Below are 11,943 nucleotides of genomic sequence, written 5' to 3' on the forward strand. Positions count from 1 at the left end.
GGCCTGCATGCAAATGCAGGCCTTTTTCGTTTACAGCCCTGCCTGCCGACCTATCAACTGCATGAATGCAGCCGTCGCTGCCGTATCCGGCCGCTGCCGATGGCGCAGAATATACAGTGGCCGACGGATACTGCGCTGCGGAACCAGCCTCACCAACTCGCCACTTTGAAGCGAACGTCCCACCACCTGCAGCGATAGACAGCTTACACCCAAACCAGCCAGTACGGCGTGATGAATCGCCTCGGAGCTCCCCAGCTCCAGCCTGACACTGCTTGCCGTGAGTTCGGGGAACTCCCCCTCTACCACACTGCGCGTGCCCGAGCCTTTTTCTCGCATGATCCAGGGCATCTGCTCCAGCGTCACAGCGGCTTCAGTCCAACCGCCAGCGGCCGATGCCACCACAACCATCTCATCATCCTGCCAATGGGTCAGCTCCAGATCTGGATGCCGCGCCTGTCCTTCCACCAACCCAATATCCAGCTCACAGCGCGCCACACGTCCTGCAATCACTTCGGTGTTAGCGACCTCAACTCGGCGACAGGGTTGATCAACACCACCCCGCCCCAATAATTGCGGCAGCATGTAGTTGCCGATAGTGGTACTGGCTCCGACTGCCAGCCGCCCCTGAGTACTGGAAAACAACTCATCCAGCTCACATGCCTGCGCCATCAGCAACTGTGCCCTTGGCTGCAGTCGTCGGCCCGCCTCATTCAGTACCAATCGCTTGCCGACACGGTCAAACAGCCGCACACCCAGGCGCTGCTCCAGCTCGGCCAGCGCATTACTGATGGCTGACTGTGACAGCGCCACCTGCGCCGCAGCTTGCGTAGTTGATCCCTTGGCAGCAATGGCCAGGAAAATTTCCAGCTGGCGAAGAGAGATCATCTCTTTTACCTATTTTTATGGTAGATATTATATAAATTACTCCTTTTACTAATACATTGCAGCTCTATAAGGTAGCCAGCCCAGCCAAGAGGTCTCGCTGCCATGTTTGTTACTCTGCTCAGTCGACATTATCTGTTTACAGGCCTGGCACTGGCCTTTTTTCTAACATTGACCGCCCTGTCGCTGGTCCAAATGCCGCTGCCAATATTCCCCCTGCTGGGTCCACTGACACTGGCCATGTTACTGGGTATGGCAGCAGGCCACTGCAGCAGTTCGGATTTCACCCAGCAGGCCGAACGCGGCCTGCAATTTTCCCGTCACTACCTGCTGCGAGCTGGCATTATCCTCTATGGACTGCGCATCAGCCTGGATGACCTCAGCACTGCCGGCTGGGAGGCCCTGCTGATTGATGCAATTGTGGTCACAACCATCCTGCTCGCGGCGGTCTGGGCCGGGGTGCGCTGGTTTCGACTCGACGTACCAACAGCCCTGCTGATCGGCGCCGGCAGCGCCATTTGTGGTGCCGCTGCCGTTCTGGCAACGGCGCCAGCCCTGCGTGCACGCAACCAGGCCGTACCTGTCGCCATTGCAACGGTTGTACTGTTCGGATCAGCGGCCATGCTGCTGTACCCCTGGCTGTTTACACAAAGCTGGGTAATGACGCTGTTTGATGGTTCGGCACGGGACTTTGGCCGCCTTGTTGGGGCCACTACACATGAGGTCGCACAGGTTACCGCCATAGCCGCTACGTTACCTGCGGATGGCGCTCACACGGCTGTGGTTACCAAGCTGATGCGTGTGATGCTGCTGGTACCGGTTCTGCTGGTTCTGAGTCGTCTGTTTCAGCATCGGACAGAGAACAGCGAAACACCGAGCCTGACCATCCCCTGGTTTGCGCTGGTTTTCATGCTGCTGCCGCTGGTGAACAGTCTTGAGCTGGTACCAGCCGCCATACTGACATGGCTCCACCAGCTGGACCAGCTGCTGCTGGGGATGGCGATGACCGCTCTGGGATTTGCAACCCGGATCAGTGCGATTCGGGCTGCCGGCTGGCGCCCACTGGCGCTGGGCGCTCTGCTGTTTGTGTTGCTGCTGACAGGGGGTGCCCTGCTGACGCTGTTGATCAGCTGAAGGCGCGGGCTGCTTCGATCCTGTTCTGTGCTCCCTGCAACTCACTCTGGGCACTTTCAGGCCCCTCGGCGCAAAATTCAAGATCGGTCAGGCGACCGTTCTTAAGGCTGTAAATCCAGCCATGCACACTCAGCTCCTGACCACGATTCCATGCATCCTGCACCACAGTAGTGTTACAGACGTTATAGGCCTGCTCAATCACGTTCAGCTCGCACAACTGATCGATCTGCTGCGGCGTATCCTTCCAGACACCGACCAGCGCACGGTGCTTGTAGTAAACATCGCGAATATTGCGCAGCCAGTTGTCAATCAGACCATGTGGCCGCTGCTCCATCGCGGCGCGCACACCACCACAACCATAGTGCCCCACCACCATTACATGCTTCACCTTCAGTACCTCCACTGCGTACTGCAGCACAGACAGGCAATTCATGTCGGTATGCACCACGATATTGGAGACATTACGGTGAACAAACAGCTCGCCGGGCAACAGATCAACGATCTCGTTGGCCGGAACACGACTGTCGGAGCAGCCGATCCAGAGGTACTCGGGCGCTTGCTGACTGGCCAGCGTGGGAAAGAACTGAGGGTCCTGCTCCCGGATGCGATCAGACCAGTTGCGGTTATTGGTAAAAAGCGTCGACAGTTTCTTCATGTTTTTTCAATCCGCAGATACAACACAGGCAACGGTGTAACACACCGCTGCCTGTCAGACTCGCACAACAGGGAGGTGGGTTAGCGGTGATACTGGGCACTCAACTCGTGCACCGCATCCACAAACACCTTGGCACTTTCCGGATCAACAAACTGATGAATGCCGTGCCCCAGGTTGAACACATGACCATTGCCAGAACCAAAGCGCTGCAAAATATCCGCCACCTCGGCGCGAATACGATCAGCCGGCGCATACAGCACGCTTGGGTCCATGTTGCCCTGCAGCGCAATACGGTCACCAACGCGGCGACGGGCATCATCGATATTGGTGGTCCAATCCAGGCCCAGAGCATCGGCACCCGCTTCGGCCATCACTTCAAGCCACTGCCCGCCATTTTTGGTGAATAGAATCACCGGCACACGACGGCCTTCGTGTTCACGAATCAGGCCATCAACGATCTGCTTCATGTATTTGAGCGAAAATTCCTGATACATGGGGCCGCTGAGCACACCACCCCAGGTATCGAAGATCTGTACCGCCTGAGCGCCACTGCGGATCTGCTCATTCAAGTAGGTAGTCACCGACTGCGCCAGCTTGTCCAGCAGCGCATGCATCACCTCGGGCGTGGCATACATCATCTGCTTGATATGGCGGAAATCCTTGCTGGAACCGCCCTCAACCATGTAAGTCGCCAGCGTCCAGGGGCTGCCGGAAAAACCGATCAGCGGTACACGACCGGACAGAGCGCCACGAATCTCTTTCACAGCTGCCATGACGTAGTCCAGATCGGTGGCGGCATCGGGGATCGGCAGCTCGGCCACATCCTTCTCGGTTCGGATGATCTTCTTGAAACGCGGGCCTTCACCCTGCTCAAAGTAGAGCCCCAGACCCATGGCATCGGGGATAGTGAGGATATCGGAAAACAGGATGGCCGCATCCAGATCGTAACGCTCCAACGGCTGCAGTGTCACTTCACAGGCCAGCTCACGATTTTTGCACAGACTCAGAAAGTCTCCGGCCTGCGCACGGGTGGCACGGTATTCCGGCAGATATCGCCCTGCCTGTCGCATCATCCAGACCGGTGTCACATCGACCGGCTCACGCAGCAGCGCCCGCAGGAAGCGATCATTTTTCAGTTCAGCCATCGCGCTCTCAATCCTGTTCGCAGTTAATTCAAGTGGCCTATTGTAACCGCTAAAAGGCACAAATGCGCATGGACCTGATCACATCCATCCAATTGCACCGTACAATAACTGGTCTATGGTTAACCCATACTCCATTGACCACGGCAATGACGGCACTCACATGAACCGATCGACACAACTGATCAGCCTGCCCAGTTCGGCAGACCAACACGACCATCATTACCACCAACTGGTTTTTGGGCTTGAAGGCGAAACGGAATTTGAGCTGGTAGGCCACAGCCGAGAAGTCAGCATCGGCCATGGCTGCCTGGTTCCCTGCTCGACCGAGCATATTTTCAGCGGACTGGGCGACAACCGCATTCTGGTCGTCAATCTGCCGGCATACAGTGAAGACCGTCAGCAGCAGGAGCGTGTCGAGCAGCTGTTCCGCAGTGCACGCTACTTCAACTGCCCACCGCAATTGCAGTTGCTCTTGCGCACCCTCAGCCGCGAGGTAGAAAGCAGCCCCGAAGACTCGCTGCTGCTTGAAGCCTGCAGCAACACACTGCTGTGCTCATTGCAGCGTCAGCTGGAATACCTTCCTCTGCCACAGCCTCGCGGCATGGCGGGACGACTCAACCTTGAGCTGCTGGATGATTACCTTGAACTGCATATTGAAAGGCGCATCAGCGTAGCCGAATTGGCAGGCCTGTTTTGCCTCAGCAGCAGCCAGTTTTTTGCCCGTTTCAAAACTGAAACAGGTCGCACACCGCAGGAATACGTCAGCGAGTACAGGCTGCGAGCTGTGCGCAGCGCCCTGGAAAACTCCGCGGCACCCATTGCACAACTTGCAGGGCGTTTCGGGTTTTGCAGCCAGAGCGCGTTGACTCGCGCATTCAGCCAGCGCTTCCAGATTTCACCGGCGCATTATCGGCGCCAACACGGCCAGGCTCTGCCGGAGGATTTGGCAAAACAAGCATAGATTCAGACAAGACCTCTCCGCACAGCCTGTTATTAAATGCAGTTCGAGTGGGTAATCCTGCCCTCTCGAACGGCCGCGACCGACGATACGGCCTGCGTGTTGCAGCCCGCCATCAGCGGAGAAGAGTTGAGGAAAAGTCTATGTTCAAAGCGATTGATGCCCTGCATCCGGGATACATCGAGCAGCCACTGGAAACGCTCCAGGCGCAGATCTCCCCGCTTTATGCCATCGACGAGGGCCAATGGCTGCGTGAGCTAATGCCACTCGCCGAGCCGACCCGCGATCAGATCAGCAGCACTGAAGCCACCGCCACCCGCCTGATTGAGCAGGTGCGTGCCGATGATGGCGCCATCCATATGATCGATGCCCTGTTGCTGGAATACAGTCTGGACACCCGCGAAGGAATCCTGTTGATGTGTCTGGCTGAAGCACTGATGCGGGTACCTGACGCCGAGACAGCAGACGCCCTGATCCGCGACAAGCTCAGTGTCGCCGACTGGAAAAGCCACCTTAAGCATTCGGACTCCGTACTGGTCAACGCTTCCACTTGGGGTCTGTTGCTGACCGGCAAGGTCGTAACGCTTGACGAACGCGAAGACGGCACACCGTCCGGTGTCATCAACCGTCTGGTCAATCGCCTCGGCGAGCCTCTGATCCGCAAGGTCATGCAACAGGCGATGAAGATCATGGGGCATCAGTTCGTACTCGGCCGCGATATCGATGAAGCCATGAAACGCGGCAGCGACTTTCGCCAAAAGGGCTACACCTATTCCTTCGACATGCTCGGCGAAGCGGCACTGACCCGAGCCGATGCAGCCAAATACCTGAACGATTACAGCAACGCCATCAACTTTGTCGGCAACTATCAGGACAAAAAAGCCAAGGGCCCCAAGCCCAGCGTATCGATCAAACTGTCCGCCCTGCACCCTCGCTACGAGCCCGGCCAAGAAGAGCAGGTTATGCAGCAACTGTTCGAGACTGTGCTCAAGCTGATTCGTCAGGCACGGGCACTGGATGTCGCGATCACCATCGATGCCGAAGAGGCCGACCGACTTGAGCTGTCGCTGGAACTGTTCCAGAAGCTGTATCAACATCCTGACTGCCAGGGCTGGGGCGGCTTCGGACTGGTTGTGCAGGCTTACTCCAAGCGAGCGCTGCCGGTGCTCGTCTGGCTAGCCGCACTGGCGAAACAGCAGGGCGACCTGATACCGCTGCGCCTGGTCAAGGGCGCCTACTGGGACTCTGAAATCAAGCTGTGCCAGCAAAAAGGACTGGATGGCTATCCGGTCTATACCCGCAAGGAGGCCACCGACGTATCCTATCTGGCCTGCGCCCGTTTTCTGCTCAGCGACCACATCAAGGGCCTGATCTGGCCACAGTTTGCCAGCCACAACGCACATACCGTTGCCGCAATCATGACCGAAGCGCAGCACAATCAGTTCGAATTCCAGCGCTTGCATGGCATGGGTGATGCTCTGTACGACCGAGTACTGGAACAGGCCGGTGTTGCGGTACGCATCTACGCACCGGTTGGCAATCACAAGGACCTGCTGCCCTACCTGGTGCGTCGCCTGCTGGAAAACGGCGCCAACAGTTCATTCGTACACCGACTGGTCGATGCTCGCTGCCCTATCAGCGATCTGGTAGAGCACCCCTGGCAGACCCTGAACAAGCGTGATCCGCTGCATAACCCACGCATCCCGCTGCCACGTCACATCTACGGTGACAAGCGCCTGAACTCACGCGGCCCGAACATCGATATTGCCGCTGAATGGCAACCGTTCAGTGCCGACATTCAACGTTGGCTCAACCACCAGTGGCAGGGAGGGCCGATCATCAATGGCCAGCGCCTGACGACCGGCACCGAAATTCAGGTAAAAGCACCCTATGATCACCGCATCAGCGCCGGCCAGGTATACTTTGCCGACAGCACCTGCGTAGAACAGGCGATTGCCGCCGCGCAGGGCGGCGTTCAATCATGGCAACAAACCCCGGTGGGCGTACGCACACAGGCATTGATGCGACTGGGAGATTTGCTGGAAGAACATCTGGCGGAGCTGGTTGCCCTGTGCCACCAGGAAGCGGGCAAAACCATCCAGGACGGGATTGACGAAGTACGTGAAGCAGTGGACTTCTGCCGGTATTACAGCCTGCAGGCCGACCAGCTCTTCAGCACCCCTCTTGAGCGAACCCTCGCCGACGGCAGTCACTGCCAAATGATCCGCAACGGCCGGGGTGTGTTTGTCTGTATCAGCCCCTGGAACTTCCCGCTGGCCATTTTCCTCGGCCAGATTACAGCTGCACTGGCTGCCGGCAACACGGTCATCGCCAAGCCCGCCGAACAGACCAGTCTGATCGCAAGCCGTGCCATCGAGCTGATGCTTGAAGCCGGCATCCCCGGCAGCGCCATACAACTGTTGCCCGGCGATGGCGCTACGGTTGGCGCCCCCCTGACAAGCGATCCACGCATTGCCGGCGTGGCCTTTACCGGCTCCACCGAAACCGCTCGGCTGATCAATCGCGCTCTGGCCGGACGCAATGCCGAACCGGTCCCGCTGATTGCCGAGACCGGCGGCCAGAATGCCATGATCATTGACTCGACGTCACTGCCCGAACAGGTGGTGAAGGATGCCGTGCAATCCGCTTTCGTATCGGCAGGTCAGCGCTGTTCGGCTCTGCGCGTACTCTGTGTACAGAGCGATATCGCCGATCGCATCATCGACTTGCTGCAGGGTGCCATGGCCGAGCTGAAAATCGGCAATCCCTGCCTGCACAGCACGGATGTCGGCCCTGTCATTGATACCGAAGCACAGCAGGGGTTGCTGAGCTATATCGATCAGATGAAGAGTCATGCCAAACTGCTGGCTCAGACGCCACTGCATGCAGACGCGGATCAGGGCACCTTCGTACCGCCCACTGCCTTTGAGATCGACTCCATCGAACGATTGGGCCGCGAGCAATTCGGTCCGATCATGCACCTGGTACGCTATAAAGCACGTGACCTGGACAGGCTGATTGATCAAATCAACCACTGCGGCTATGGTCTCACGCTCGGCATTCACAGCCGTAACGAAGGTACCGCAGCACATATCGAGTCGCGTGCACGCGTTGGCAATACCTACATCAACCGCAACCAGGTCGGCGCCACCGTCGGCGTACAACCGTTCGGCGGGCAAGGTCTGTCCGGTACGGGTCCAAAGGCCGGTGGCCCGCACTATCTGCTACGCTTTACTCAACTGGCTACGGCAGCCACGCCCAAGGCGGAGGAAGAATGATGCACACCACCGATACACTGGATATTCAGGCAACCGCCATCTGGGAAGCATGGAACCGCCGTGGCTTTGCCGACCGCTGCCAACTGCTGGAACCGATACTGGAACAGCTGCCGGCACATGCCGAAGCGGCTGCCACCGTACGCCTGGCTAAGCAATTACTGCAGGATGCCGCGGCTTTGGAGCCTGTTATCGCCCTACCAGGACCGACCGGCGAATCCAATGAACTGTACCTCACCGGACGCGGTGTGGTGCTGGTCTTGGGTAACGAACAGAGCACACACTCCCTGATCACTTGCCAACTGCTGGCAGCACTAGCCTGCGGTAACGCCGTGGCCCTGCACTGGCCCGAGCAGGCAGAGTGGTCAAGCGCCCTGGTGGATGCCTGCCACCAGTCAGGTGTGCCCAAAGGCGCACTGGTGCTCAGCGAAGCGACCTCTTCCGAGGATCTGCTGCAAACGCCAGACCTGCGACTGGTGATCAGCAGCGGAACGCCCGAGCAAATCATTGCACTCAACCGCACCTTGGCTGCTCAAGACGGCGTGCTGATTCAACTGGTGGCCGAAACCGATACCACCAACTGCTCCCAGCTCGTAAGCCCTGATTTCCTGTTACGGCTGGTCACGGAAAAAACCCGTACCATTAACACTACCGCTGTCGGCGGCAACGCAACCCTGCTTGAGCTGGGCAGCAGTGCCGTGTGACGTGTAATCCCCATATGGTGCATACAGCACCGAATGTGGGGCTCAATGACCACTCCCGGCTTCTCTGAACCACCGGCACGGGAGTGGCGCAAATAACAGAACCCCCATCCGGGGATTGCAGAGAGGCTTTTTGCATGATTGAAAGCAGCTATGCCGTTTACGGCACCTTTATCGTTTATCTCATCCTGATGCTGGGCATAGGCCTTTATGCCTATCGTCGCACGGCAAGTTCTTCCGACTACTTCCTCGGCGGGCGCTCTCTCGGGCCTTGGCCGGCGGCACTGTCTGCCGGCGCTTCCGACATGAGTGGCTGGCTGCTGCTGGGGCTTCCCGGCTATGCCTTCACCTCAGGACTTGAATCACTTTGGCTTGCCGGCGGCCTGCTGTTGGGTACCTGGGCCAACTGGCGCTTTACAGCTCAACGCCTGCGCACCTACAGCATCGAAGCGGGTGACGCCCTGACGTTGCCCGAGTACTTTGCCAACCGCTTCTGTGACAACACTCGCTTGATCCAGATTATATCCGCCTTTTTTGTACTGCTGTTTTTCCTGTTCTATACCAGCTCTGGCCTGGTCGCCGGCGGCAAACTGTTCGAGACCGTATTTGGGCTTGAGTACAGCACGGCACTGATCGTAGGCACCATCTGTATCGTCTCTTACACTCTGTTCGGCGGCTTCCTGGCGGTATCCTGGACCGATTTGGTTCAAGGTTTGCTGATGGCTGCAGCCCTTATGATCGTTCCCATCGCGGTAATTCAGGCTGACGGTGGCTTTGGCGCCATGTGGGGTGCCGTTGAGGCACGCAATCCTGAACTGTTGACCCTGTTCAACGGGACCGACGGAGAAGCCCTTGGCTTCATTGCGATCATCTCCCTGGCTGCCTGGGGTCTGGGCTATTTTGGTCAGCCCCACATCCTTGCCCGTTTCGCTGCCTGTCGCAGCAACAAGGACATCAACACAGCGCGTCGTATCGCCGTGGGATGGACGGGGCTGTCGATGGCCGGGGCCATTCTGGTCGGCCTGGCAGGCATGGTCTATGTTGAAGCCGAGCTCGGCGGCGTACTGCAAGATGGCGAGACCATTTTCATGCTGCTGGTGAATGCCATTTTCCATCCGATCATCGCCGGTATTCTGCTGGCCGCCATTCTGGCCGCGATCATGAGTACCGCAGACTCCCAGCTGCTGGTGTCCTCCTCCGCACTGGCTGAAGACTTCTACAAGCAACTGCTTCGCAAGAACGCATCACAGAAAGAGATCGTCATGGTCGGCCGTCTTGCGGTAATCGGCCTGTCGTTTGTTGCCATGATGCTGGCGTTCGATCCAGACAGTACCGTACTGGGACTGGTCTCCTACGCTTGGGCAGGCTTTGGTGCGGCGTTCGGTCCTGCACTGCTGATCAGCCTGTACTGGAAGAACATGACCCGTAACGGCGCACTGGCCGGTATCGTGATCGGTGCCGTAACCGTTGTTGTCTGGAAACAGCTCAGCGGCGGTCTGTTCGACATGTACGAAATTGTACCGGGCATTGTTTTTGCCACTGTTGGGATCTTTGTTGTATCGAAGCTGAGCAGCCAGCCTGACGAAGAGATCCAGGCCCAGCATCAGCGCATGCTGAAAAATCTGTAGGAAGGGCTAGAGATAAAGAGTCTAAACCCACTCCAGCACCCGGGGAACTGGTTGCCGGAGTGGGTAGACCGTAAACACCCGTGAGCGTGGATGTTGAGAAGAACCAGCCACCTAGCGGTGGCTGGAAGCCGAAGTGTATTACAACAGAATGTGAATTACACCCGCAAAAACATCTTCAAATAACCAAACAATGACACTTCCTGCCGCAATACCCATGGTATTGGCCAACATGTCCAGCCAACAGAAACCGCTACCCCAGTGGTGATCCCAGCACTCCTTTGCCAAACCGATCAACACAACCACAAGGGCCGCCCCCCATATTTGCAACACCAGAGCCGCTACAAGCATAAGGACAAGGCTGTAAAAGAAGTGTTGCCTCTTGTCATACTCCTGACTGTGCTTGATCAAGGCGCGGCAAAAGAAAACCAGCTGCGTCATTGATTCTCCTGCCTTTCACACATGTTTCGATAAAGCTGGAGATAACGTGATGCCATTTCTTGCGCAGTGAACATTCCCAGAAAACGAGCATATCCAGCAAAACCCATTTTCCTACAAAGCGACGGATCGTCATGCAAGCGACGCATCGCCTCCGCCAGCGCCAAACTATCTGCTGGTGGTACAATCAAGCCCGTCACATCGGCCTGATTGACATAACTGGTACCGGTTTCAATCTCACAAGTGATAAGTGGGAGTCGCATCATTTGAGCCTCAAGCAAGCTGATACCAAAAGCCTCAGAGCGAACATGAGAGGGAAATACGAATATTTGCGCTAATGATAGCAAAGCGACCTTTTCTTCCTCACTGACCTCAGTAATAAAGTGAATATTAGACGCTCCTGAAGCTTCATGCCGTAGTTGCGGCTCCATCTCACCCCGACCAGCAATGACAACCGGTATCCCGGTTTCTCGTGCCGCATTTATCAGATAGCTGAGCCCCTTGTAGTAACGAAGAGCCCCCAAGAACAGGCAAAAGCCTTCTCCAACCTGCTCCCTCAGTCGCGCCTGAACCTGTGGATAAACCGGTGGGTAAGTAAGAGGGTTCACACCCAGAGGAATCACATCGACCTGGCGGTCGAGCGTCTTCAACAGCATGCTGCTTTGCACATAGTTGGGGGAGGTCGCTACAACCCTATCAACTGAGCACAAGAACCTGCGAGCCAGGGGTGTGTACAGATGATTGAAGAGTCGCTGACGCACTACATCGCTGTGGTACGTTACCATCGCAGGTGGCATTGGGTGCCGGAGCTTTGTCGACAGATAGAGTAGGTCTTGAAGAGGGAACGGATGGTGAAAATGCAGTACATCCGCCCACTCAAGCAATTGTTTGAATTGGGTAAAGTAACTGGCGCTGATGGGCATAGACGCAATACTGGTTACTTGAGGACAAAAATATACCTCTGTTCCGCAAGGCCATTGCTCTACACGTCGTTCTTTTTCCCTGGTGCAAACCAGAACCCGGTGGTTAACCCCCTGCACACTTGAGAAGCGCGATATATTCTGGATCACAACGCCAACACCACCAATATCTTCAGGCGGTGCTGACTTATACAGATGGAGAACGTTCAA

The 11,943-nt window shown here is 57.0% G+C and carries 10 protein-coding genes; 5 read left to right on the forward strand and 5 right to left on the reverse strand.

Annotation, left to right across the window (positions count from 1 at the left end):
* Positions 1-30: 30 nt before the first annotated feature.
* Complete coding sequence (locus ABIE61_RS14000) at positions 31-885, reverse strand: LysR substrate-binding domain-containing protein (protein WP_354410522.1); 855 nt, start codon at positions 883-885, stop codon at positions 31-33.
* Between the two features lie 102 nt (positions 886-987).
* Between ABIE61_RS14000 and ABIE61_RS14005 the strand changes: the two genes are divergently transcribed.
* On the forward strand, positions 988-2,016 hold the full coding sequence (locus tag ABIE61_RS14005; protein ID WP_354410525.1) for a YeiH family protein: 1,029 nt from the start codon (positions 988-990) through the stop codon (positions 2,014-2,016).
* On the opposite strand, the gene can is transcribed toward ABIE61_RS14005, so the two are convergent.
* Together can and hemE are read right to left on the reverse strand one after the other, a co-directional pair.
* The gene (gene can, locus ABIE61_RS14010) at positions 2,009-2,671 is read right to left on the reverse strand and encodes a carbonate dehydratase (protein WP_091827668.1); all 663 of its coding nucleotides are present in this window, start codon (positions 2,669-2,671) and stop codon (positions 2,009-2,011) included. The two genes, ABIE61_RS14005 and can, sit on opposite strands and share 8 nt — an antisense overlap.
* A gap of 80 nt (positions 2,672-2,751) precedes the next feature.
* Positions 2,752-3,816, reverse strand: coding sequence for a uroporphyrinogen decarboxylase (gene hemE / locus ABIE61_RS14015; protein WP_091827669.1), 1,065 nt, complete (start codon positions 3,814-3,816; stop codon positions 2,752-2,754).
* Between the two features lie 160 nt (positions 3,817-3,976).
* Between hemE and ABIE61_RS14020 the strand changes: the two genes are divergently transcribed.
* The 4 genes from ABIE61_RS14020 to putP all read left to right on the forward strand — a co-directional run bounded on the left by ABIE61_RS14020 (position 3,977) and on the right by putP (position 10,378).
* Positions 3,977-4,777: an AraC family transcriptional regulator gene (locus ABIE61_RS14020; protein WP_354410528.1), complete on the forward strand. Its 801-nt coding sequence runs from the start codon at positions 3,977-3,979 to the stop codon at positions 4,775-4,777.
* Positions 4,778-4,917: 140 nt separating this feature from the next.
* Entirely contained in the window at positions 4,918-8,052 is a 3,135-nt protein-coding gene (gene putA / locus ABIE61_RS14025) for a bifunctional proline dehydrogenase/L-glutamate gamma-semialdehyde dehydrogenase PutA (protein WP_354410530.1), read from the forward strand.
* Positions 8,049-8,753 (forward strand): aldehyde dehydrogenase family protein, encoded by a 705-nt coding sequence (locus tag ABIE61_RS14030; protein WP_354410532.1) that lies wholly within the window; start codon positions 8,049-8,051, stop codon positions 8,751-8,753. The genes putA and ABIE61_RS14030 overlap by 4 nt, the downstream gene beginning before the upstream one ends.
* A 134-nt stretch (positions 8,754-8,887) precedes the next feature.
* Complete coding sequence (gene putP, locus ABIE61_RS14035; RefSeq protein WP_354410535.1) at positions 8,888-10,378, forward strand: sodium/proline symporter PutP; 1,491 nt, start codon at positions 8,888-8,890, stop codon at positions 10,376-10,378.
* Positions 10,379-10,516: 138 nt separating this feature from the next.
* Here the strand turns inward: putP and ABIE61_RS14040 are convergent, their stop codons facing one another.
* Complete coding sequence (locus ABIE61_RS14040; RefSeq protein ID WP_354410537.1) at positions 10,517-10,816, reverse strand: hypothetical protein; 300 nt, start codon at positions 10,814-10,816, stop codon at positions 10,517-10,519.
* Positions 10,813-11,943 carry a glycosyltransferase gene (locus ABIE61_RS14045; protein WP_354410540.1) on the reverse strand — a complete coding sequence of 377 codons (1,131 nt, stop codon included), beginning with the start codon at positions 11,941-11,943 and terminating at the stop codon, positions 10,813-10,815. Before ABIE61_RS14045 ends, ABIE61_RS14040 begins: the two co-directional genes overlap by 4 nt.

The sequence above is a fragment of the Marinobacterium sp. MBR-111 genome, assembly GCF_040547585.1.
Taxonomy (GTDB): Bacteria; Pseudomonadota; Gammaproteobacteria; order Pseudomonadales; family Balneatricaceae; genus Marinobacterium; species Marinobacterium iners.

Bases quoted from the DNA above. Each gene is read 5' to 3' on its own strand.
- ABIE61_RS14000 (WP_354410522.1), bottom strand. From the start codon at position 885: ATGATCTCTCTTCGCCAGCTGGAAATTTTCCTGGCCATTGCTGCCAAG.
- ABIE61_RS14005 (WP_354410525.1), top strand. From the start codon at position 988: ATGTTTGTTACTCTGCTCAGTCGACATTATCTGTTTACAGGCCTGGCA.
- can (WP_091827668.1), bottom strand. From the start codon at position 2,671: ATGAAGAAACTGTCGACGCTTTTTACCAATAACCGCAACTGGTCTGAT.
- hemE (WP_091827669.1), bottom strand. From the start codon at position 3,816: ATGGCTGAACTGAAAAATGATCGCTTCCTGCGGGCGCTGCTGCGTGAG.
- ABIE61_RS14020 (WP_354410528.1), top strand. From the start codon at position 3,977: ATGAACCGATCGACACAACTGATCAGCCTGCCCAGTTCGGCAGACCAA.
- putA (WP_354410530.1), top strand. From the start codon at position 4,918: ATGTTCAAAGCGATTGATGCCCTGCATCCGGGATACATCGAGCAGCCA.
- ABIE61_RS14030 (WP_354410532.1), top strand. From the start codon at position 8,049: ATGATGCACACCACCGATACACTGGATATTCAGGCAACCGCCATCTGG.
- putP (WP_354410535.1), top strand. From the start codon at position 8,888: ATGATTGAAAGCAGCTATGCCGTTTACGGCACCTTTATCGTTTATCTC.
- ABIE61_RS14040 (WP_354410537.1), bottom strand. From the start codon at position 10,816: ATGACGCAGCTGGTTTTCTTTTGCCGCGCCTTGATCAAGCACAGTCAG.